Here is a 20,150-nt window from a genome sequence, read left to right as displayed (position 1 = left end):
TCATACCGTCGGCCCGGACACAGTATGCCGGGGGGCTGTCAGCGAGTTTTTTTACGCCAGAGCACGGTCTGTCAGCCCGGGGCACGCCTGTCGGAAATTGACACGTCGCCCGCAAGCGCCCATGCTCCCCGGCAACGTGAAGGATGCCGCAACGGCCGGCCCCGGGGATGAGAGGCATGGCAGAATGCCATCAGGCAGGAAAGTCAGCCCTCACTGCCAAGCAGTGCGCATACGCTGTAATGTCGCCTTGGCAGCGCCGCCAAAAAAGGGCAATATCAGACCGTTTTGTCACCTTTTTTACCTATACACAACGATGAACAGCAGGCCATGACGGATTCCAGCAACAAGATTATTCCCAACCTGGACAATTTCCTGGCCCATTGTCACCGCCGCAAGTACCCGGCCAAGAGCACCATCATCTACGCTGGCGACGAGTCCGATGCCCTTTATTACATTCTGAAGGGTTCGGTCACGGTGATGATCGAGGACGACGACGGCCGCGAAATGATCATGGCCTACCTCAATGAGGGGGATTTCTTCGGCGAAATGGGCCTGTTCGAACAGGAGCCCAGCCGCTCCGCCTGGGTCAAGGCGAAAACCGAGTGCGAAGTGGCCGAGATCAGCTATGCCAAGTTCAGGCAGCTGGCGCGCGAGGACGCAGACATCCTGTTTACCGTGTCCGCCCAGATCGCCGGGCGTTTGCGCGCCACCACCCGCAAGGTGGGCGATCTGGCGTTCCTGGACGTTACCGGACGTGTGGCGGGCACCCTGCTCGATCTGTGCAAACAGCCGGACGCCATGACCCACCCGGACGGCATGCAGATCAAGGTCACCCGCCAGGAAATCGGCCGCATCGTCGGCTGCTCCCGCGAGATGGTCGGCCGGGTACTGAAAAACCTTGAAGATCAAGGACTTGTGTCAGTAAAGGGCAAGACCATGGTGGTCTACGGCACCCGCTAGGACACCCGCCGGCCAGCCCGGCTGCGCTCAGGACCGGCGCACGAAATCGCGCCACACCCCCTGGGGGTGCCAGATGCGGTGCAGATCTCGTTGCGCCCGTGCCGGCACCTCCCCCAGCACCTCACAGCGATAGCGGTAGATGAAGGCGGAAACACGCATATTGGCGGCGCAATGCACCAGCGTTTTTTCGCCCTCACGCGCGGCCATGGCCTCGCAGAAGCGCTGAAAGTCCGCTTCGGTGGGCGCCTTGAAGTCCACCGGAATATGCGTGTACTCCATGCCCAGCGTCGCCACCGTGCCCGCCTCATCCGCCAGCGCGTTATCTGCCGTCACCGGCGCCAGATTGATGACACGGCGTACGCCGCTGTCGCGCAGACGCGCCAGTTGCGCTTCCGTGGGTTGCCCGCTGGTCAGCAGGTCCGGCCCGAGCGGCAGATAATTGTAGATACCTTCCACGCTGTCGCGCCGCAGCGGGCGCAACAGTCGATGGCGCAACCATTGGCCGACACTGCGACCCAGTAACATAATCTGGTGAACCGGCTGCATGCAGGAGACTCTCCTCAGGCATTGGAACGGGCAGCCTCCAGTGTATCACCCGGATCCAGAAAACCACCCGACTGGCGTGCCCACAGGCGCGCATAGATGCCCTCCTGTGCCAGCAGCTCGTCATGGGTGCCCTGTTCGACGATCTGCCCCTCATCCATGACCACCAGACGATCCATGGCTGCGATGGTGGACAGGCGGTGGGCGATGGCGATCACCGTCTTGCCCGCCATCAGCCGGTACAGGTTTTCCTGAATGGCGGCTTCGACCTCGGAATCCAGCGCCGAGGTGGCCTCATCCAGAATCAGGATGGGCGCGTCCTTGAGCATGACCCGGGCAATGGCAATGCGCTGGCGCTGACCGCCGGAGAGTTTGACCCCGCGCTCACCGACGTGGGCATCAAGGCCGGTGCGACCGCGGGCGTCCTGCAAGCCGTCGATGAAGGTCAGCGCCTCCGCCCGACCCGCCGCACGCTGCAGTGCCGCTTCGCTGGCAGCGGGCCGCCCATAGAGAATGTTGTCGCGCACGCTGCGATGCAGCAGTGAGGTGTCCTGGGTCACCATGCCGATATTCGCACGCAGCGATTCCTGGGTGACCCGGGCGATATCCTGACCGTCTATGAGAATGCGGCCACCTTCCAGATCGTGGAAACGCAGCAGCAGATGCGTCAGGGTGGATTTGCCCGCACCGGAGCGGCCGACCAGGCCGACTTTTTCACCCGGCTGGATCGACAGCGACAGGTCCTCGATGACACCACTGCCCTTGCCGTAATGAAACCGCACCCGCTCGAACTCGATACGCCCCCGAGAGACGTTCAGGGGGCGCGCGTCCGGCGCATCGGTGACCACCTGTGGCTGCGAGATCGCCGCCATGCCGTCCTGCACGGTACCGATATTCTCGAACAGTGCGGCCACTTCCCACATGATCCATTGCGACATGCCCGACAGGCGCAGCACCAGTGCCAGCGCCATGGCGACAGCCCCCACCGAGATCAGCGCATTCACCCAGAGCGAGAGCGCCAGTGCCGCCGTGGCAAACAGCAAGCCTGCATTGAGCAGGTAGAGGGTGGCGTTCAGGCCGGTGACCAGACGCATCTGCCGGTGCACCGAGGTCATGAAGCCCTGCATGGCATCGCGGGCATAATCGGACTCGCGGCGGGCATGGGAAAACAGCTTTACCGTCTGGATATTGGTATAGCTGTCCACAATGCGGCCGGTCATCATCGAGCGCGCATCGGCCTGTTCGCGAGACACCCGCGCCATGCGTGGCACAAAGTAGCGCAACATCAACAGATAACAGACCAGCCACGCGAGCAACGGCAAGGCCAGACGAATATCGGCCAGCCCGACGATCAGCACGGTGCCGATGAAATACACCACCACATAGTTGAGCACATCGAGCAGCTTGATCACGCATTCGCGCACGGCCAGCGCCGTCTGCATGACCTTGGTGGCAATACGACCGGCAAACTCGTCCTGGTAATAGGCCAGGGACTGGCGCAGCAAATAGCGATGCGCCAGCCAGCGGATGCGCATGGGAAAATTGCCCATCAATACCTGGTGATTGATGGTGGAATGCAGAATCACCATCAGCGGCAACAACACCACGGCCACCAGCGCCATACCCGTGAGCAGGCCACCCTGGTCAGCAAGGAAGGTACTGCGATCCTGCTCCGACAGCCAGTCGACGATGCTGCCGAGAAAGCTGAACAACCAGACCTCGATCAGCGCAATGGCGGCCATCAGCGAGGTGGTCAGCAGCAGCCACGGCCAGGCACCACGGGTGTAATGCAGACAGAAGGCCACCAGCGAATCCGGTGGTTGATCCGGCTCCGCAGGCGGAAAGGGATCAAGACGTCTTTCGAACCAGCGCAACATAAACAGTCTCAGGGTTTGAGGCGATACCCGGTACGGAACATCCAGGCAATGATGCCCAGACAGGCCAACAGGAACAGCAGCGTCATGCCCACACTCACGGCGATATGCACATCTGCGGTGCCGTAGAAACTCCAGCGAAAGCCGCTGATCAGGTACACCACCGGATTGAACAGGGTGATGGTCTGCCAGACCGGCGGCAACATGGTGATGGAGTAGAAGCTGCCTCCGAGGAAGGTCAGCGGCGTAACGATCATCATCGGAATGATCTGCAGCTTCTCGAAGCCATCCGCCCAGATACCGATGATGAAGCCGAACAGGCTGAACGTCACCGCCGTGAGCACCAGAAAGCCAATCATCCAGACCGGGTGCATGACCTGATAATCCACGAACAGTCGCGCGGTCGCCAGGATCAGCAACCCGAGGATCACCGACTTGGTCGCTGCCGCGCCGACATAGCCGATCACGATCTCCAGCGGCGACACCGGCGCCGACAGCAGTTCATAAATGGTTCCGGTGAAGCGCGGCATATAGATGCCGAACGAGGCATTGGAAATACTTTCGTTAAGCAGCATCAGCATGATCAGGCCAGGAATGATGAAAGCACCATAACTGACTCCGTCGATCTCCATCATGCGCGACCCGATGGCCGCCCCGAAGACAACAAAGTAAAGCGAGGTGGATATCACCGGCGAGGCAATGCTCTGCATCAGCGTGCGCCACATGCGCGCCATTTCAAAACGGTATATGGAACGGATTGCGTAGGTGTTCATGTCCTGGCCTCCACCAGCCCGACGAAGATATCCTCCAGTGAACTCTGGCTGGAGTGCAGATCCCGGTACTCGATCCCCTCCTTTTCCAGGGCGCGCAACAAGGGCACCACGCCGCCGCGCTCATCCTGCGCATCGAAGGTGTAGGACAAGGTATGCCCGTCATCCACCAGAGTCAGCGGCAGATCTGACAGACCCGGCGGCAGTATCGAAAGCGGTTGGGTCAGGTGCACCGACAGCTGCCGGGAACCCAGCTTGCGCATCAGCGATGCGGTGTCTTCCACCAGAATGATCTCACCGTGATTGATCACACCGACGCGGTCGGCCATCTCCTCGGCTTCCTCGATATAGTGGGTCGTCAGGATGATCGTGACGCCCTCATCGCGCAGCCGTCGCACCATGGCCCACATGTCACGCCGCAGCGACACATCGACACCGGCGGTCGGCTCATCCAGGAACAGGACACGCGGCTCATGGGCCAGTGCCTTGGCAATCAGCACCCGACGCTTCATGCCGCCGGAGAGCGCCATGATCTTGTCATGGCGCTTGTCCCACAGCGACAGGTCGCGAAGGATGCGTTCCAGCAGTGCATCGTTGGGCGGCTTGCCGAACAGGCCGCGACTCAGGGATACCGTTGCCCAGACCGTCTCGAACATGTCATTGGTCAGCTCCTGCGGCACCAGCCCGATCAGGCTCCGGGCGGCACGGTAGTCCTCCACGATGTCGTGCCCGGCGACCCTCACGTTACCCGACGAGGCACGCACCAGCGCGCAGACAATGCTGATCAGGGTCGTCTTGCCTGCGCCGTTGGGTCCGAGCAACGCGAAGATCTCCCCCTCCCGGATCGTCAGATCGACGCCCTTGAGTGCCCGAAACCCGGACGCATACGTCTTGGTCAGGCCACTTATCTCGATAATGGCAGTCACATTCCCTCCAGAGGCGATACGGTGCGCTAGTGTGGAACATTCTGCTGACACACGGTGTCAGCAGAATGCTGCTTGCGGTAACGATTCTGATCGCGCCGCGCGAGTGCAATTCGACACGCCCACTCAGGCGACCCGCGCGTAATCGTCGTCATTTCGCGCGTCTTTCAGGGCCTTGCTCCACCACAGCAGCTGATCCAGCATGCGATGGAAGGCACGGGCGCTGCGCGCAGGCGCATACAGGGCACCCCCGTCCGCAAACTGCTCCCAGACGTTTACGAAGGCTACTGCGTCGCGCACGGTCATGGCATGCAGCTCGGCAAACACCTGACGCAGCTGCTCCACGGCCCGCAAGCCGCCGGACTGGCCGCCGTAGGACACGAAGCCCACCGGCTTGGCCTGCCAGGCATCGTAGACCGAATCAATCAGGAACTTCAGTGCTGCCGGAAAGCTGTGATTGTACTCCGGCGTCAACACCAGAAAAGCATCGGCCGCTGCAAGACGTGCCTGTACACGCTGCAAGGCCGGGCTGTCCTGCGCTTCATGATGCGCCGGTAATGCTTCAGACAGAGGATCAATGACATCAATCTCAAGCCCTGCGTGCTCACCTAACTGGCCCCGCACCCAGGCGCCGACCCGATCCGCCAGACGCCCCTCGCGAGTGCTGCCATAGATCACTGCTATACGATGTGCCTGTTTCATGTGCATGTCTCCTGTTTGCTGTCCTGTTTGTCCGCTTGCGGCGGGGTTGCCCTGACATGAAAGGCAGTGTAAAACCTCAACATTACTTAAGGTAAAGCGCACAACAGAGAGGAAAATGCTATGGCATCGATAGACAGGAAAGCCGCCTTCGAACGCGCCTTGTCGGTGGGCGAAGTAGCCCAACGCAGCGGCGTAGCGGTTTCCGCCATTCATTTCTACGAGAAAAAAGGCCTTATTCGCAGTTCGCGCAGCAATGGCAACCAGCGCCGCTACAGCCGTGATGTGCTGCGGCGCGTCGCCATCATCAAGGTCGCCCAGCGCACCGGCATACCCCTGGCCGAAATCGGCAAGGCACTGGCGACCTTGCCGGAGGGGCGCACCCCCAATACCCGCGACTGGGAACGCCTGTCGCGCAAATGGCACCAGTCACTGGATGACCGCATCCTGCGTCTGCAGCGGCTTCGCGATTACCTGAGCGACTGCATCGGTTGCGGCTGCCTGTCGGTGGAAAGCTGCCCGCTACGCAACCCCTGGGATGAACTGGCCAGCGAGGGTTCCGGCGCCTGGGTACTTGAGCATGCATCCGAACGCGATCTGGAAGAGAACTGACTCGACGCTTTACATATTTTTGCGCTGGTCGGATTGCGCATCGTCAGGCGCAGGCGGAAGATCGAAAGACCATCGATAGAGGATAACGATCATGCGTATCCGCGCCCTGCACACCCTTATCGCTGCACTGCTCTGCGCTGCGGCCAGCCCTGCCCTGTCTGGCGGACTTCCGGCCGACGATATTCGCGACGCCCTGAGTCACGCCGATGACTACGGTTTTATCCGGTACATCGAAATCGACGCGGATCATGATGAGCGCAACATCGAGATCGAAGGTTGGCTTGATGAAACCTGGCGTGCCGAGATCAAGCTGTCCACCAGCGGTGACCGCCGCCGGGAAGAGCGCAGTCGCCACGAAGGCGGGAGCTGGGGGATGACCCTGGATCAGGTGCATGCGGCCATCGACACCGCCGAAGCACAGGGCATGGTCACCTTCGAAGACATCAAGGTTGATCGCCGCGGACGCATTGAGGTGGAAGGCGAAGACCGTGAGGGCCGCGACCTGGGGCTTTACATCGCGGACGACACCGGCGAGGTCACCCGCGTGGAGCGCGATTAAGACAGGCACTCAACGGACTTTTACGCTTTTTTCATGGACCCGCTGCCTGCAACGCGCAATGGTGAAAGCGACGCCAAACAAGGAGGAACACATCATGTTGAGTTGGGCACTGCTTTTTTTCATTGTTGCCATTATTGCGGGTGTCGCCGGCTTCACCGGCATCGCTGGCGCAGCCACCGGTATCGCTCAGATTCTTTTCTTTATCTTTCTGATACTGCTGGTGATCTCACTGATCACCGGACGACGCGCCCCCTGACGCCGCCCCGGCACTTGTCACACCATCCGCAACAGGCTGGACGCGGAACAGGCTGGCCAGCGCATCCCCCGGAGACGGGGCACGCATGAAGGTCTCGCCCACCAGGAACGCATGCACGCCATTCGCGCGCATGCGTTCCACGTCTTGCACCGCCACAATGCCACTCTCTGTCACCAGCAGCCGGTCATCCGGCACCGCATCACGCAGGGCTATCGTGGTCTCCAGTGACACCTCGAAACTGTGCAAGTCGCGATTGTTGATACCTACCAGAGCAACGTCCAGCGCCAGCGCACGCTCCAGCTCTTCGCGGGTATGCACTTCCAGCAATACATCCAGCCCTGCTTCGACGGCCGTGTCGTTCAAAGAGGCCATCAATGCATCATCCAGTGCCGCCGCGATCAGCAGAATACAATCCGCGCCCAGCGCCCGCGCTTCCCATATCTGGTAAGGATCAATCGTGAAGTCCTTGCGCAGGACCGGCAGGCTGCAGGCCGCACGGGCCTGTTGCAGATACAGGTCAGCCCCCTGAAAGAAATCGCGATCCGTCAACACCGACAGGCAGGCTGCGCCACCCGACGCATAGCTGCGCGCAATGGCTTGCGGATCAAAGTCTTCGCGGATCACGCCTTTGGAGGGTGACGCCTTCTTGATCTCCGCAATCACGGCGTCCTGACCGGCATCGATACGCCGCTGCAACGCGGCACGAAAGCCACGCACCGGCGACGCCTCTTGCGCCCGGGCACGAACCTCGGCAAGCGGTCTCTGCGCACGCAGTGCTGCCACTTCTTCCTGCTTGCGGTCCAGGATGCGATCCAGCACCGTACCGGTTTTCTGGATACTCATGCCTCGGCACCCTTGAGCATTTCGGTGAACCGGGCCAGCTCGCGCAGGCGCTCCGCCGCTTCGCCGTTGTGTATCAGATCGTCCGCCATGCGCACACCGTCCTTCAACGAGCTGGTGACACCCGCCACATAAATGGCGGCACCGGCATTCAACGCAATCATATCGGCCGCCTTGCCAGCATGCTCGCCCTGGCGTTTGCCGAACGCGTCACGAATCAAGGCCAACGACGCCGCCGGATCGGTGACATCCAGCCCCACCAGGGAGGCCGAACTGATGCCCACTGCTTCCGGCGTAATCACGTACTCACGCACCTCACCATCCCGGAATTCGGCCACATGGGTCTTGCTTGCCAGGCTGATTTCATCCAGGCCGTCGAGGCCATGCACCACCATGACATGCTCGGCACCCAGACGACCGAGCACTTCAGCCATCGGCCGGCACAGCTTGTCGGAGAACACCCCCACTACCTGGCGACGCACACCGGCCGGGTTGGTCATGGGGCCCAGAATATTGAACAGGGTGCGCAGACCCAACTCACGACGCGGACCGATCGCATGCTTCATGGCACCGTGATGCGCCGGTGCAAACATGAAGCCGACACGCACCTCACGGATACACCGCGCCACCTCTTCCGGGCTCAGATCCAGGCGCACGCCCGCTGCCTCCAGCAAGTCCGCCGCGCCGCTCTTCGAGCTGACGGAACGATTGCCGTGTTTTGCCACGTGGCACCCTGCCGCGGCGGCCACGAACGATGAGGCCGACGACACATTGAACAGGTTGGCACCGTCGCCGCCGGTCCCGACGATGTCCACCACATAGCGCAGATCACCGATATCCACCGGCGTCGCCAGTTCACGCATGACCTGCGCTGCCGCCGTGATCTCGTCCAGAGATTCACTTTTCATGCGCAGAGCCACGAGGAAAGCGCCGATCTGTGCATCGGTGGCCCCCCCCGTCATGATCTGGTTCATCACCGCCCGCATGGCCTCGAAGTCCAGATCAATGTGTTCCACCACTTGGGCCAGGGCCTCACGAATATCCATCTCAGCGCTCCAGAAAGTTCTTCAGCAGGGCATGCCCGTGCTCGGTCAGAATCGACTCCGGGTGATACTGCACCCCTTCAATGTCCAGCTCACGATGGCGCATGCCCATGATCTCGTCCATGCGGCCATCGTCATGCCGGGTCCAGGCCGTGATCTCCAGACACTCCGGCAGGCTCTCGCGGCGCACCACCAGCGAGTGATAACGCGTGGCCGTGTAGGGCGAAGGCAGGTTGCGAAACACGCCTTGCCCGGTGTGGTAGATCGGCGAGGTCTTGCCGTGCATCACCTCGCGGGCACGCACCACTTCACCGCCGAACACCTGGCCGATGCTCTGATGCCCCAGGCACACACCCAGAATCGGCAGCTTGCCCGCAAAATGCCGGATGGCCTCCATGGAGATCCCCGCCTCGTTCGGCGTGCAGGGCCCGGGCGAGATCATCAGCCGATCAGGCGCCAGCGCTTCCATCTGTGCCAGGCTGATCTGGTCATTGCGATGTACCAGCACTTCAGCACCCAGTTCCTGCAGGTACTGCACCAGATTCCAGGTAAAACTGTCGTAGTTATCAATCATCAGCACACGAGTCATTCTGCGTCCTCCTGTGCCGAATGCAGGGACAAACCGCCCAGGGCCATATTCACGGCGGTAAATACCGCCCTGCCCTTGTTCATGGTTTCCTCCCATTCGAGACGTGGCACCGAGTCTGCCACCACGCCCGCGCCTGCCTGAATATAAAGACGGCCGTCGCGAATCACCGCCGTGCGGATCGCAATGGCCGTATCCATCTCGCCGTTGAAACCGATGTAGCCTACAGCGCCGCCGTAGACGCCACGCTTCACCGGCTCCAGTTCATCAATGATTTCCATCGCCCGGATTTTCGGCGCGCCACTCAGCGTGCCCGCCGGGAAGGTGGCGCGCAGCACGTCCAGAGGCCCGCAGCCTTCGCGCAGACTGCCGTCCACGTTGGAGACGATGTGCATGACATGCGAGTAGCGCTCCACCACCATTTTTTCCGTCAACCGCACGCTGCCCGCCTCGGCAATCCGGCCCACATCGTTACGGCCCAGGTCGATCAGCATCAGGTGCTCGGCCAGCTCCTTCGGGTCGGCCAGCAGATCGGCTTCCAGCGCCTGATCCTCGGCCTCGGTGGCACCTCGACGGCGGGTGCCGGCAATTGGCCGCACCGTGACCACCCCCTGCTCCACCCGGGTGAGGATCTCCGGCGAGCTGCCGGCGATATGGAAATCCTCGAGATCCAGATAGAACATGTAGGGCGACGGGTTCAGGTAACGCAGCGCCCGGTACAGATCCAGCGGCGGCGCCGCAAACGGCACCGACATGCGCTGCGACGGCACCACCTGCATGACATCGCCGGCCAGGATATATTCACGGATACGTTCGACACCTGCTTCGAAATCTGCCTGCGGATACTCGGAAACGAAGTCGCTTTCGTCCAGCGCCGCACCATGCGGGCGATCCTCCGGTTCCGGCAAGGGCGCCCGCAACTGCAACTGCAAGGCATCCAGGCGCGCGCGGGCGCGGGCCAGCGCATCAGCGTCGGCCGGGTCCGCCAGCACCACCAGAAAAAGGCTGCCGCGCAAATTATCGAAGACCACGACTTCCTCGGTGCGCATCAGCAGGATATCCGGCACCCCGAGCGTGTCCTCGCCCCGGGCCGGGCCCAGGCGCGGCTCAAAGTACCGCACGCTGTCATAGCCGAAATAGCCCACCAGGCCACCATTGAAACGCGGCAGGCCAGGCACTTCCGGTGCACGATACTGCTGCCGGTAGGCATCGATCCAGGCAATCGGGTCGGCCACCTGCTCGCTGCGTGTCGGCTCCCCCGGGGCGCTGATCAGCACGGTGTCACCGTGGATACGCAGCACCTCGCGCGCGGGCAGGCCGATAATCGAGTAGCGGCCCCAGCGCTCGCCCCCCTGCACCGACTCGAACAGGCAGCTATAAGGCGCCGCGGCCAGCTTGCGGTAGGCAGAAAGGGGGGTATCCAGGTCCGCCAGCACTTCGCGTACAACAGGAATGCGGGTATAGCCGGCGCGGGCATAGGTATCAAACTGTTCCGGTGACATGCACTGTCCTTGGTCTTGCTTCAATCAGGTGATGCCGAGGGTGCTGACAAGACCCGGCTTCGGCGTTGCCGGATCAGCGTGGCCGACCCGTCAGCAGACCGGTCAGGCGCACACGAGCATCACCATCGCCAACAGGCGGGCGCGAACAGGCAGGCAGAAACGAAGGTGTCAGTTGTCCGGCGCACCGGATTGATCCTTTTATCGTGTCGAGTCAGCGCTGGCCAGGCCAGCGCGCGAACCCCGATTGTAGCGGGCAACGGGCCGCGCTGCGAGTACCCGGCACATCAACCGGCACATCCATCAATCCCGCAGCGACAACTGGGCCGGATGGATGCCCAGCGCCCGCGCCAGCTTGTTCAGGCTGGTGCGTCGCGGCCGCGCATCCGGATGTTCCCACTGCGCCACCTGCGCCTGGGACACACCGAGCCGTTCCGCCACGGCGGCCTGGGTCAGGCCCAGATACTCGCGCCAACCACGAGGCAGGGGCACGCCATCACGCAGGTAGCGACTGGCCACCTCATGGGGCAGGGTCAGGGCATCCAGTTGGCCCGCGCGCTCCACCAGGCTCAGGAACTGTCCGAGAGGCAGCACGGCCAGATGGCGCCCCTGCTCTTCGCGCACCTCGTACTCGATATCCGTCTCAACGGCGCTGATATGTGCGTTCATCACGCTTTTTCACCTCTTCCACACGGATGACCTGTATGGCTGTGGCCACCTCAAACAATACGCGGTACCGACCCACTCGAAGCCGATAACGATCCGGTTGGCCGCGAATCGGTCTGATGTCCGCCACCGGCAGCGGCCAGCCCGCCAACCGGTCCACGGCCTCGACCATGCGAGCGCGCTCCCGGGCAGGCAGATGGGCGGCCTGTTTGACCGCCCTCAACAACCAGTCGACACGGTATTTCATAAGTTTTAATAAGTCAATGATGTCACCCACAGCATGCCACCGACAGCCCCGAAGGACTGTCGGTGATCACGGTCATGGTGTGTCAGTGAATGACGACAGACGCCGTCAGGCCGCGCGGGTGGCCTCGGGCGCCCGGAAGGTCAGCAGGCACAGGGCCGGCACCACCAGCAGCGTCAGCATGGTGGAGGCCAGCAGGCCGGAGATAATCGCCCAGGCCATCGGTGGCCACAGCGTGGACTGGGTAAAGGCCAGCGGCAACAGGCCCGCCACGGTGGTCGCCGTGGTCAGCAGGATCGGCCGCGTGCGCCGGGCTACGGCCTGGAACACGGCGTCGCGCACGGCAAACCCTTCCGCCAGCCGCTGGTCAATCACATCGATCAGCACAATGGCGTTGTTGACCACGATGCCGACCAGCGCCACCACCCCGAGCATCGACATGAAGCCGAAGGGCGCACCGGAAATCACCAGACCCGGGATAATGCCCACCGCGGCCATAGGGACCGTCAACAGCACAATGGCAACGCGGCGGAACGAGTTGAACTGCCACACCAGGAAAAACAGCAGCAACAGAACGCCGATGGGGGCTGACGTCGCCAGTGCCTGGTTGGCGTCGCCACTGCCCTCGCTGTCACCGCCGTACTCGATGCGCGTGCCCCGGGGTAACGGCTGCTCGGCCAGGCGCTGTTCCAGTGCCGCCAGCACCTGGCTGAAGCTGTAGCCGTCTTCCAGATTCGCATTGATGCGGAAAACACGTTCGCCATTGCGGCGCTTGATGCCCGCCGGTTCCCAGTCGGCATACACACGCGCCACCTGCATCACCGGTACCGGCTCGCCGTTCTCCGGATAGACGTTCACCGACAGCAGACGCGTCAGCGGCAGCGCCGTACCCTCGACCGAACGCACCACCAGGGGCATGGCATCACGCTCCTGGCGATACTGTTCGGCCGTCAGACCATAGCTCTGGCCAAACAGGGTGCGGGCCACATCCGCGCGATTCAGCCCGGAACGCTGGGCCACCGCATCATCCACATCGACACGCACAGCCGGTGTGCCGAAATCCAGATCATGGCGCACGTCCACAGAGCCACGCACCGCCCGCAGGTGGGCATAGATCTGCTCCGCCGCCACCATGCGCTGGGTGTCATTCGGATGGAACACGCGCACTTCAACAGGCGAGTCGCGCGGGGGCCCCTGACCCAGTTGGAACGCACTCAACTCGACCTCCGGCAGGGTGTCCCGCACGAAGGCGCGCATGTCCTGCATCAGTTGCCGGGTCGCGTCCAGGTCACTGGCCGTAACGACCAGCCGGGCACGGTTCGGCGCCTCCGGGAAACGCACCAGATTGTAGTAGAACGTCGGCCCGGTGGTGCCGACAAAACGATGCACGCTGTGCGCCGTCTCGTGACGCCGCACCTCACGTTCGATCCGCTCGGCCACCATGGCGGTATAGGACTGGTCGGTGCCCTCGGGCAAATGCAGATCAAGAATGACTTTCGGGCGATCCGCATTGGGGAAGAACTGCAATGCCATCAAGGGCGTAATCAGAAAACTGAACACCACCATCAGCGCGCCCACCCCCAGCACCAGCTTCGGACGCCCGGTGCTCAGGGTGGCAAGCCGCTCACCCAGCTTGAGCACCCAGCCACTGCGCGGGGCGGTTTCGCGGCTGAGAAAACGCGCCGCGATCATCGGCGCCACGGTCACCGCCAGCAGATAGCTGACCGACAGGGTGAGCATGATCATGATCGGGATGGCCCGGGTAAAATCTGCCGTCCCACCGCGCGACAGCAACAGGGGCGTAAAGGCCGCCAGCGTCGTTGCCGTCGAAGCGCCCAGCGGGGCCGCCAGTTCGCGCACCGCGCCGGTGACGGCCATGACCCGATCAGCCCCCTCGGACAATCGCGTCTGCACGTTTTCCACCATGACAATGGCGTTGTCGATCAGGATACCCAGAGAAATGACCAGCGCGATCACGGCAATCTGGTGCAGTACGCCACCGCCGAGGTTGTAGAGGCCCAGGCTGATCAGTGCCACCACCGGCAAGGTGATCGCCACCAGCAACCCCATACGCAATCCCATGCCCACAAACACGACGCCGACAATGATCAGCACCGCCATCAGGAGACTGCCTTCCAGCTCTTCCAGTCGCTCGGCCACCTTCTCGGGCTGAAAGAACATTTCATCAATCTGCAGCGGCGCAAACTCCGGCGCGACCTCGGCGACGCGCTCACGCAGGGCCTTGCCGAAGGCCAGAGCATCCACCTGACCACGCTGTGCCAGCACATTGAGCAGCACCACCCGTTCACCGTCGCGCCAGGTTTCCGATTGCAGCGGCTCGCGCGGGCCACGCCAGATATCGGCCAGACCCGCCAGGGGCACGAAACTGCCATCCGGCAGAGGGATTTGCGTGGTGCGAAGGTCATCCAGACTAACGAATTCGCTGTTGGCCAACACGGTGAGGCGTTTGCCGCCAGCGACCACAAAACCGCCCGGCACCACCTGATTGCGCTGACCGATCAGCCCGGCCAGCTGTTGCGGTGTCAGGCCGACACGGTGCAGTTCCGCGTCATCTACCGCAATGGTGATCTGCTCATCCGCCTGACCCTCGATCTCGATCCGGGACAGTGCAGGCAGGCCGATCAGAGCATCCTTGAGATCTTCTGCCCGGCGCGACAACTCACCTATCGATGCCGACCCGCTCAGCGCGAGCACCACCACCGGGGTGTCGATCAGACGGTCCTCCAGTGCCATCTGGCCGACGCCTTCCGGAAACTCGACACGGGCCCGCTCCATCGCCTGCCGAACCCGGTCCCACGCCGCCGTGGTGGCATAGATCCGGTCGCGCAGCATGATGTTCACCAGGCCGACACCGGAGCGCGACGTGCTGGCCACGAAATTGATTTCTTCCAGCTGCAACAGCTCATCTTCCAGCGGTCGGATAATCAGCCGCTCTACGGTTTCCGCCGTGGCCCCCGGGTATTGAACGGTAATCAGCCCGGCACGGTAGGGAAAGCTCGGATCCTCCTGTCGCGCCATGTTGAAATACGCGGCGATGCCCACCAGGGTCATCATCACCACCACCAGGCCGAGCAGGCGCCTGCGGCGCATCAGGATCTCGATCACGGCAGCACCTCGACGCGATCACCTGACAACACACGGCTCAGACCGGCGTAGACCACCTGATCCCCGGCTTCCAGATCATCGGCATAGACCAGCACCTGCTCACCCGCCAGCTGCTGCACCAGCACCGGCACCCGCTGGGCCACGCCATCGCGCACGCGCAACACCGCAGGCCCCTCGGCGGACCGGAGCACCGCCAGCACCGGCACGGCGAGAGCATCCGAACGCGCCCGTCGCACCCCGATCTCGACAGACACCCCTGGCGCCAGCGAGGGCGACTCGGACAGGCTCACCACCAGCGGATACAGCTCGCCGCGACGCGAACCCCGGCCGACTTCCGTTACCACCCCGGTCAGCGACTCACTGTTGCGTTCCATGACCCGCCAGACCGGCACCTCGTCGCCCGGCGACAGGCTCGTGCGCAGGCTCTCGGGGATACGCACTTCCACCTCCAGCCCTTGAGGCGAGGACACCCGCAGTACCGGCTGGCCGGCCGCAACAAACTCGCCCGGCTCGGCCAACACGGCCTCTACCGTACCGACAAAGGGCGCCCGCAGTTCGCCCTCGCGCAGCAACTGCTCCGCCTCAGCCAGTGCCGCCCGGGCCGTGCCGCGAGCCGCCTCGAGGGCGTCACGGCGGGCCTGCAGTTGTTCCAGATCCTGTTCCGACAGCACACCGCGCTCACGCAGAGTCTGGGCACGCTGGTACTCCTGATCCGCCTGACGCAACTGGGCGTCCGTTTCGCGCACGCGGGCGCGTGCCGAATCGCGGGCCGGCACCAGCTGCGGGTTCTGCAGGCGTGCCAGCAGATCACCCGGCTGCACCGCCTGCCCCAGTTCTGCAGGGCGCTCCTGGAGTGTCCCGCTGACCTGGAAGGTCAACTCGGCGCGCTGTCGGGAGCGCACCACACCGGCAAACCGCAACGGTGCCTGATCCTCGCCCGCCAGCACCGGCGCCACACGGACGGTGACCGGCCCCGGGGTGCTGTCCACCTCCGGCCCGCGGCAGGCCACGACCAATATGACAGGCACCGCCAGCAGCACGGCCCAACCCCACTTTCCTCTCACTACGCTGCGCATGGCATCCCCTCAGCGACAGTACCCGGTTGCTTGAAATCATTGATGCTGACATATTGTCACTAATTGACATTTTGTCAATAAGATGGCGAAATGCCATCACCAGCCGATACAACATCGCAACAGAAAGGGTGGCCCCATGAGCGTTCGCGCCCGTCGCGCACAGGAAAAGGAACTGCGCCGGACATCCATCCTGGATGCCGCCGAGACGGTATTCTTCGACAAAGGCTTCGAGCGCAGCACCATGGACGATATTGCCCGTGCCGCGCAGCTCAGCCGCGGCCTGCTGTATGTCTATTTCCGCGACAAGTCGGCCATTCTCGGTGCCGTGATCCTGCGTGCGGGCGAATGTCTGCGCAGCCGCTTTCGCGAAGTAGCCGACAGGCCACTGACCGGCGCCGAGCAGATCCAGGCGATGGGTCAGGCTTACTATCTGTTCTCCCGGGAAGAGCCGGACTATTTCGACCTGCTGACGCTGGCCGCCAGCGACCGGCCCCAGACTGGCGAACCGGAGCAGGATGACGCTATGGAAGCCTGTTCCGGGGAGGTCATGCAGATCATGGCCGACACCCTCAAGCGCGGCATCCAGGACGGCAGCCTCGACCCGCGTCATGTGCGCGACCCGTTCCAGACTGCCCTGTACCTGCGCGGCACCCTGCACGGCATCATCATGCTGACGCGCCAGGAGGCCGGGCATCAGGTCCCGGATGCCGCCAGTTCCGAAGCGCTGGTGGCTTACGCCATGGATAGGATCGGCGCCTCACTGATGGCACACTGAAGCGCCCACCCCTGCCCTGCCGGAGTTGCCGTGTCGACTGTCCTGCCAGCCTGGTTCCCACTGTTGCAACACGCCCTGCACGCCAATCCGCAGCCGTCGGCCCGGTATCTGCAACTGGCCAGTCTGGATGACAGCGGCGCGGTGACCTGCCGCACCCTGGTGTGCCGAGCGCTGCTGGACGCCACCGCCAGCCTGGTCATGACCACAGACCTGCGCAGCACCAAGGTCAAGGGACTGAAGCATCACCGCCAGGCGGAGGCCTGCTGGTACCTGCCTGCGCGACAGCAGCAGTTCCGGTTACGTGGCGAGGTGACATTGAAAGGACCGGGGCGCAGCGCGTCACTGCGCGACGAACTCTGGGAGCGGCTGTCAGAGGCCAGCAGGCAGACCTTTACCCGCCCGGCACCCGGGCACAGCCTGGGCCAGGCCAGCGCCTTCACCCACCCGGCCCCCACAGCGCCGCCGGACTGCTTCGGGCTGCTTGTTTTACAGCCCTTCCGGGTGGACTACCTTGATCTGGCGGCCAGCCCCCACGAACGACAGTTGTACGAATATCGCGCCGGGGAATGGCATCAGCGACCGCTCAACCCGTAACGGCGCCTCAATCGACCAGAACTGTATCCGGCGACGCCAGCACCACGCTGGCGAACGCGTCCAGAGCGGCCTCCAGCGGCGCAAAGGCCTCCGCATCGCCGCAGGCGCGGCGCGCCAGGGCGGCGAACCAGTCCAGGTCCTGATACCAGCGCAGCGCGAATTCTCGATCATCAAGAAAACGCGCCCGGAACCAGGGCGCTTCCTGCAAGGAGGGTAACGCCGTCAGCAACTGCGCGGCGTAGGCGTGAATGCCTTCGAGCTGGCACGTATCGCTCAGCGACACGGTATCGACGCGCGGCAACATCAGGATCACCATCTCGACCTGTGGCGCGGGCGCCGGCTGTCTCAGCCATTTCCCGGCCAGGCCATAACCCTGCAACGTGTCGGCATCGTGGCGGGCACGCACCGGCACACGATCCAGCGCCATCCCTGGCATCGCCAGGAAGACCCGGCGCCGGTCGCGCTCCGGCAGCTCAAAGCGGCCCATCGCATCCGTCACGGTATGCGGCCCCGGCGCCAGATCGCGGGGCATGGCGCTCACGGTCGCTGCCGCCAGGGGCACGCCACTGGACGCCCTCAACACCTCGCCCGCCACGGGCGGCGAATCCGTCTGCCGTGCCGTCATGGGAATACAACCCGTGAGGACCGCCACCGCCACCACCAACACCGCCAGTGCCGCCTTGCCCCGGTATTTCACTTGTGTCATCTGAACGCCCTCATGGCCCGCCTGGTCAGGCGTGAGAGGGCCATGATACGCCGGGTGAACGCCGGGCGGGTCAGCTCAGGGACATCAGGGCCGCCTTGGTAAAGGGCTGAATCTCGTCGCTGCGGCCATCCACCAGCTTCTGCAACCACTGCGGGTCGACCAGCAGCGCACGACCCACCGCCACCAGGTCGAACTCGTCAGCGGCCATACGCCGCACCAGCTCATCAATGCCCTGAGGGCTGGCATCGCCGCCCATGCCCATCTTGCCGCCATTGAGAAAATCATCGTCCAGGCCGACACTGCCGACGGTCATGGCCGGTTTGCCGGTCAGCTTGCGGGTCCAGCCCGCCAGATTCAGGTCAGAGCCTTCAAACTCCGGCGTCCAGAAGCGGCGGGTGCTGGCGTGGAAGATATCCACACCGGCCTCGGACAGCGGGGCCAGAAATGCCGCCAGCTCTTCAGGCGTCTGTGCCAGCCGGGCTTCATAATCCTGCTGCTTCCACTGCGAATAGCGCAGGACAATGGTGAAGTCTTCGCCCACGGCCTCACGCACGGCGCGAATGATTTCCTCGGCAAAGCGCCCACGATTGGCCATCGAGCCGCCATACTCATCATCACGCTGGTTGGTCCCTTCCCAGAAAAACTGGTCGATCAGGTAACCGTGGGCGCCGTGGATCTCGACGCCATCAAACCCCAGCATCTGTGCCTGCACCGCTGCGTCGGCAAACGCCGCCACCACCTCGGCGATATCTTCGCGGGTCATGGCATGGCCATTTTCCTTGCCTGGCCGGAACAGCCCGGACGGGCTGTGTCCCGGGACGTCCGGGTCCGGCCCGATACCCGGCTTGCGCACCGCGCCGACATGCCACAACTGGGGAATGATCTGGCCCCCCGCCTCATGGACGGCATCCACCACCCTCTTCCAGCCAGCCAGGGCCGCCTCACCGTGGAAGGCCGGCACCCGCTCATAACCGTTGGCCGCCTTGTGGCCAACCGTGGTGCCCTCGGTAATGATCAGGCCGACCCCCGCTTCAGCGCGACGGCGGTAGTAGCCAACCACCTCGTCGTTGGGCACATACCCCGGTGAGAAGGTCCGCGTCATGGGCGCCATGGCGACACGATTGCGCAGGCGCAGGGACTTGCACTCGAACGGCCGCAGCAACGGCTCAAGGGAAGGGGTGGACATGCAGCGCTCCAGAAATGGTTTCATTTGAAAACTTGTTTCGACACCCTAATTTCAATGGTTTCAATTTGCAACCACTTTGCGTAAGCTGCCCCCATGAGCCCACGAAGCGAGCAGCCATGAGCCCACGACAGGACTTGTCCGCCAACGAACAGTGCTGCGCCATCACCCGTGCCCTGAGCCAGATCGGTGACTGGTGGTCGCTGTTGATTGTGCGTGAGGCCATGCAAGGCACGCGCCGCTTTACCGATTTTCAGCAGGCGCTGGGCATCGCCCGCAATATCCTGGTGGACCGGCTGCGCCGCCTGGTGGAAGCCGGGGTACTGCGCAAGGTCGATGTGGGAGAACAGGGACGGCGGCATGAATACCGGCTGACAGAGAAAGGCCGTGATCTGTTCGTGGTGCTGACCGCCCTGCGCCAGTGGGGCGACAAGTGGGTGCTCACGGATCAACCGCCGCTGGCCATGCGTGATCGCAGCACCGGCCGCCCGGTGCGCCCCGTGGAAGTGCTCGATGCCGACGGGCAGCCGCTGCGCCTGCATCAGGTCATGGTTGAACATCCCGATGACATACCGCACCGCCAGTCGGTAGAGTGACCCTTTACCCGCAGCGGAGG

General features: G+C 63.3%; 22 protein-coding genes. 7 read left to right on the top strand and 15 right to left on the bottom strand.

Features of this window, described 5'->3' with window-relative positions:
• Positions 1-327 precede the first annotated feature (327 nt).
• Complete coding sequence (gene crp / locus DKW65_RS02725; protein WP_111655817.1) at positions 328-960, top strand: cAMP-activated global transcriptional regulator CRP; 633 nt, start codon at positions 328-330, stop codon at positions 958-960.
• A gap of 27 nt (positions 961-987) precedes the next feature.
• Here crp and DKW65_RS02720 read toward each other — a convergent pair whose 3' ends face one another.
• The 5 genes from DKW65_RS02720 to DKW65_RS02700 form a co-directional block, all read right to left on the bottom strand.
• Positions 988-1,506 carry a protein tyrosine phosphatase family protein gene (locus tag DKW65_RS02720; RefSeq protein ID WP_211315727.1) on the bottom strand — a complete coding sequence of 173 codons (519 nt, stop codon included), beginning with the start codon at positions 1,504-1,506 and terminating at the stop codon, positions 988-990.
• A 14-nt stretch (positions 1,507-1,520) separates the two neighbouring features.
• Positions 1,521-3,380 carry an ABC transporter ATP-binding protein gene (locus DKW65_RS02715; RefSeq protein WP_111655816.1) on the bottom strand — a complete coding sequence of 620 codons (1,860 nt, stop codon included), beginning with the start codon at positions 3,378-3,380 and terminating at the stop codon, positions 1,521-1,523.
• An 8-nt stretch (positions 3,381-3,388) separates the two neighbouring features.
• A complete protein-coding gene (locus tag DKW65_RS02710) occupies positions 3,389-4,150 on the bottom strand; it encodes an ABC transporter permease (RefSeq protein WP_111655815.1) in 762 nt (253 codons plus the stop codon).
• Positions 4,147-5,073 (bottom strand): ABC transporter ATP-binding protein, encoded by a 927-nt coding sequence (locus DKW65_RS02705; protein WP_111655814.1) that lies wholly within the window; start codon positions 5,071-5,073, stop codon positions 4,147-4,149. Before DKW65_RS02705 ends, DKW65_RS02710 begins: the two co-directional genes overlap by 4 nt.
• 123 nt (positions 5,074-5,196) lie before the next feature.
• Positions 5,197-5,772, bottom strand: a complete 576-nt coding sequence (locus DKW65_RS02700; RefSeq protein ID WP_111655813.1) for an NADPH-dependent FMN reductase — start codon at positions 5,770-5,772, stop codon at positions 5,197-5,199.
• 120 nt (positions 5,773-5,892) lie between these two features.
• Here DKW65_RS02700 and soxR point away from each other — a divergent pair, with 120 nt between their 5' ends.
• The 3 genes from soxR (at position 5,893) to DKW65_RS02685 (ending at position 7,196) form a co-directional block, all read left to right on the top strand.
• A complete protein-coding gene (soxR, locus tag DKW65_RS02695) occupies positions 5,893-6,381 on the top strand; it encodes a redox-sensitive transcriptional activator SoxR (RefSeq protein WP_281271648.1) in 489 nt (162 codons plus the stop codon).
• A gap of 91 nt (positions 6,382-6,472) precedes the next feature.
• Complete coding sequence (locus tag DKW65_RS02690; protein WP_111655812.1) at positions 6,473-6,940, top strand: PepSY domain-containing protein; 468 nt, start codon at positions 6,473-6,475, stop codon at positions 6,938-6,940.
• A 94-nt stretch (positions 6,941-7,034) separates the two neighbouring features.
• Positions 7,035-7,196 (top strand): DUF1328 domain-containing protein, encoded by a 162-nt coding sequence (locus tag DKW65_RS02685; protein WP_111655811.1) that lies wholly within the window; start codon positions 7,035-7,037, stop codon positions 7,194-7,196.
• Here DKW65_RS02685 and trpC read toward each other — a convergent pair.
• The 8 genes from trpC to DKW65_RS02645 all read right to left on the bottom strand — a co-directional run bounded on the left by trpC (position 7,167) and on the right by DKW65_RS02645 (position 16,276).
• Positions 7,167-8,039, bottom strand: a complete 873-nt coding sequence (gene trpC / locus DKW65_RS02680) for an indole-3-glycerol phosphate synthase TrpC (RefSeq protein WP_111655810.1) — start codon at positions 8,037-8,039, stop codon at positions 7,167-7,169. The genes DKW65_RS02685 and trpC overlap by 30 nt on opposite strands.
• Entirely contained in the window at positions 8,036-9,082 is a 1,047-nt protein-coding gene (gene trpD / locus DKW65_RS02675) for an anthranilate phosphoribosyltransferase (RefSeq protein WP_111655809.1), read from the bottom strand. Before trpD ends, trpC begins: the two co-directional genes overlap by 4 nt.
• A gap of 1 nt (position 9,083) precedes the next feature.
• Positions 9,084-9,668 carry an anthranilate synthase component II gene (locus DKW65_RS02670; protein WP_111655808.1) on the bottom strand — a complete coding sequence of 195 codons (585 nt, stop codon included), beginning with the start codon at positions 9,666-9,668 and terminating at the stop codon, positions 9,084-9,086.
• Positions 9,665-11,167 carry an anthranilate synthase component I gene (gene trpE / locus DKW65_RS02665; RefSeq protein WP_111655807.1) on the bottom strand — a complete coding sequence of 501 codons (1,503 nt, stop codon included), beginning with the start codon at positions 11,165-11,167 and terminating at the stop codon, positions 9,665-9,667. The genes DKW65_RS02670 and trpE overlap by 4 nt, the downstream gene beginning before the upstream one ends.
• 300 nt (positions 11,168-11,467) lie before the next feature.
• Positions 11,468-11,833: a helix-turn-helix domain-containing protein gene (locus DKW65_RS02660; protein WP_111655806.1), complete on the bottom strand. Its 366-nt coding sequence runs from the start codon at positions 11,831-11,833 to the stop codon at positions 11,468-11,470.
• Entirely contained in the window at positions 11,808-12,077 is a 270-nt protein-coding gene (locus DKW65_RS02655) for a type II toxin-antitoxin system RelE family toxin (RefSeq protein ID WP_111655805.1), read from the bottom strand. The genes DKW65_RS02660 and DKW65_RS02655 overlap by 26 nt, the downstream gene beginning before the upstream one ends.
• 105 nt (positions 12,078-12,182) lie before the next feature.
• Positions 12,183-15,200, bottom strand: coding sequence for an efflux RND transporter permease subunit (locus DKW65_RS02650; RefSeq protein WP_111655804.1), 3,018 nt, complete (start codon positions 15,198-15,200; stop codon positions 12,183-12,185).
• Positions 15,197-16,276 carry an efflux RND transporter periplasmic adaptor subunit gene (locus tag DKW65_RS02645; RefSeq protein ID WP_111655803.1) on the bottom strand — a complete coding sequence of 360 codons (1,080 nt, stop codon included), beginning with the start codon at positions 16,274-16,276 and terminating at the stop codon, positions 15,197-15,199. The genes DKW65_RS02650 and DKW65_RS02645 overlap by 4 nt, the downstream gene beginning before the upstream one ends.
• Positions 16,277-16,412: 136 nt before the next feature.
• Between DKW65_RS02645 and DKW65_RS02640 the strand changes: the two genes are divergently transcribed.
• Together DKW65_RS02640 and DKW65_RS02635 are read left to right on the top strand one after the other, a co-directional pair.
• Positions 16,413-17,051, top strand: a complete 639-nt coding sequence (locus DKW65_RS02640) for a TetR/AcrR family transcriptional regulator (RefSeq protein ID WP_162925661.1) — start codon at positions 16,413-16,415, stop codon at positions 17,049-17,051.
• Between the two features lie 30 nt (positions 17,052-17,081).
• Positions 17,082-17,645: a pyridoxamine 5'-phosphate oxidase family protein gene (locus tag DKW65_RS02635; protein WP_111655801.1), complete on the top strand. Its 564-nt coding sequence runs from the start codon at positions 17,082-17,084 to the stop codon at positions 17,643-17,645.
• A 7-nt stretch (positions 17,646-17,652) separates the two neighbouring features.
• On the opposite strand, the gene DKW65_RS02630 is transcribed toward DKW65_RS02635, so the two are convergent.
• Both DKW65_RS02630 and DKW65_RS02625 read right to left on the bottom strand, forming a co-directional pair.
• The gene (locus DKW65_RS02630) at positions 17,653-18,351 is read right to left on the bottom strand and encodes a hypothetical protein (protein WP_111655800.1); all 699 of its coding nucleotides are present in this window, start codon (positions 18,349-18,351) and stop codon (positions 17,653-17,655) included.
• Positions 18,352-18,421: 70 nt separating this feature from the next.
• Positions 18,422-19,537 carry an NADH:flavin oxidoreductase gene (locus tag DKW65_RS02625; protein WP_111655799.1) on the bottom strand — a complete coding sequence of 372 codons (1,116 nt, stop codon included), beginning with the start codon at positions 19,535-19,537 and terminating at the stop codon, positions 18,422-18,424.
• Positions 19,538-19,653: 116 nt separating this feature from the next.
• Here DKW65_RS02625 and DKW65_RS02620 point away from each other — a divergent pair, with 116 nt between their 5' ends.
• The gene (locus DKW65_RS02620; protein WP_111655798.1) at positions 19,654-20,130 is read left to right on the top strand and encodes a winged helix-turn-helix transcriptional regulator; all 477 of its coding nucleotides are present in this window, start codon (positions 19,654-19,656) and stop codon (positions 20,128-20,130) included.
• The last annotated feature ends 20 nt before the right edge of the window (positions 20,131-20,150 follow it).

This window comes from Isoalcanivorax indicus, assembly GCF_003259185.1.
Lineage (GTDB): Bacteria > Pseudomonadota > Gammaproteobacteria > Pseudomonadales > Alcanivoracaceae > Isoalcanivorax > Isoalcanivorax indicus.
The sequence above is the reverse complement of the archived record's forward strand: the minus strand, read 5'-3'. Positions and strand labels throughout refer to the sequence as shown.

What these genes read in the sequence shown, in the direction of transcription:
- crp (WP_111655817.1), top strand. Translation starts at nt 328, where the DNA reads ATGACGGATTCCAGCAACAAGATTATTCCCAACCTGGACAATTTCCTG.
- DKW65_RS02720 (WP_211315727.1), bottom strand. Translation starts at nt 1,506, where the DNA reads ATGCAGCCGGTTCACCAGATTATGTTACTGGGTCGCAGTGTCGGCCAA.
- DKW65_RS02715 (WP_111655816.1), bottom strand. Translation starts at nt 3,380, where the DNA reads ATGTTGCGCTGGTTCGAAAGACGTCTTGATCCCTTTCCGCCTGCGGAG.
- DKW65_RS02710 (WP_111655815.1), bottom strand. Translation starts at nt 4,150, where the DNA reads ATGAACACCTACGCAATCCGTTCCATATACCGTTTTGAAATGGCGCGC.
- DKW65_RS02700 (WP_111655813.1), bottom strand. Translation starts at nt 5,772, where the DNA reads ATGAAACAGGCACATCGTATAGCAGTGATCTATGGCAGCACTCGCGAG.
- soxR (WP_281271648.1), top strand. Translation starts at nt 5,893, where the DNA reads ATGGCATCGATAGACAGGAAAGCCGCCTTCGAACGCGCCTTGTCGGTG.
- DKW65_RS02690 (WP_111655812.1), top strand. Translation starts at nt 6,473, where the DNA reads ATGCGTATCCGCGCCCTGCACACCCTTATCGCTGCACTGCTCTGCGCT.
- DKW65_RS02685 (WP_111655811.1), top strand. Translation starts at nt 7,035, where the DNA reads ATGTTGAGTTGGGCACTGCTTTTTTTCATTGTTGCCATTATTGCGGGT.
- trpC (WP_111655810.1), bottom strand. Translation starts at nt 8,039, where the DNA reads ATGAGTATCCAGAAAACCGGTACGGTGCTGGATCGCATCCTGGACCGC.
- trpD (WP_111655809.1), bottom strand. Translation starts at nt 9,082, where the DNA reads ATGGATATTCGTGAGGCCCTGGCCCAAGTGGTGGAACACATTGATCTG.
- DKW65_RS02670 (WP_111655808.1), bottom strand. Translation starts at nt 9,668, where the DNA reads ATGACTCGTGTGCTGATGATTGATAACTACGACAGTTTTACCTGGAAT.
- trpE (WP_111655807.1), bottom strand. Translation starts at nt 11,167, where the DNA reads ATGTCACCGGAACAGTTTGATACCTATGCCCGCGCCGGCTATACCCGC.
- DKW65_RS02660 (WP_111655806.1), bottom strand. Translation starts at nt 11,833, where the DNA reads ATGAACGCACATATCAGCGCCGTTGAGACGGATATCGAGTACGAGGTG.
- DKW65_RS02655 (WP_111655805.1), bottom strand. Translation starts at nt 12,077, where the DNA reads ATGAAATACCGTGTCGACTGGTTGTTGAGGGCGGTCAAACAGGCCGCC.
- DKW65_RS02645 (WP_111655803.1), bottom strand. Translation starts at nt 16,276, where the DNA reads ATGCGCAGCGTAGTGAGAGGAAAGTGGGGTTGGGCCGTGCTGCTGGCG.
- DKW65_RS02640 (WP_162925661.1), top strand. Translation starts at nt 16,413, where the DNA reads ATGAGCGTTCGCGCCCGTCGCGCACAGGAAAAGGAACTGCGCCGGACA.
- DKW65_RS02630 (WP_111655800.1), bottom strand. Translation starts at nt 18,351, where the DNA reads ATGACACAAGTGAAATACCGGGGCAAGGCGGCACTGGCGGTGTTGGTG.
- DKW65_RS02625 (WP_111655799.1), bottom strand. Translation starts at nt 19,537, where the DNA reads ATGTCCACCCCTTCCCTTGAGCCGTTGCTGCGGCCGTTCGAGTGCAAG.
- DKW65_RS02620 (WP_111655798.1), top strand. Translation starts at nt 19,654, where the DNA reads ATGAGCCCACGACAGGACTTGTCCGCCAACGAACAGTGCTGCGCCATC.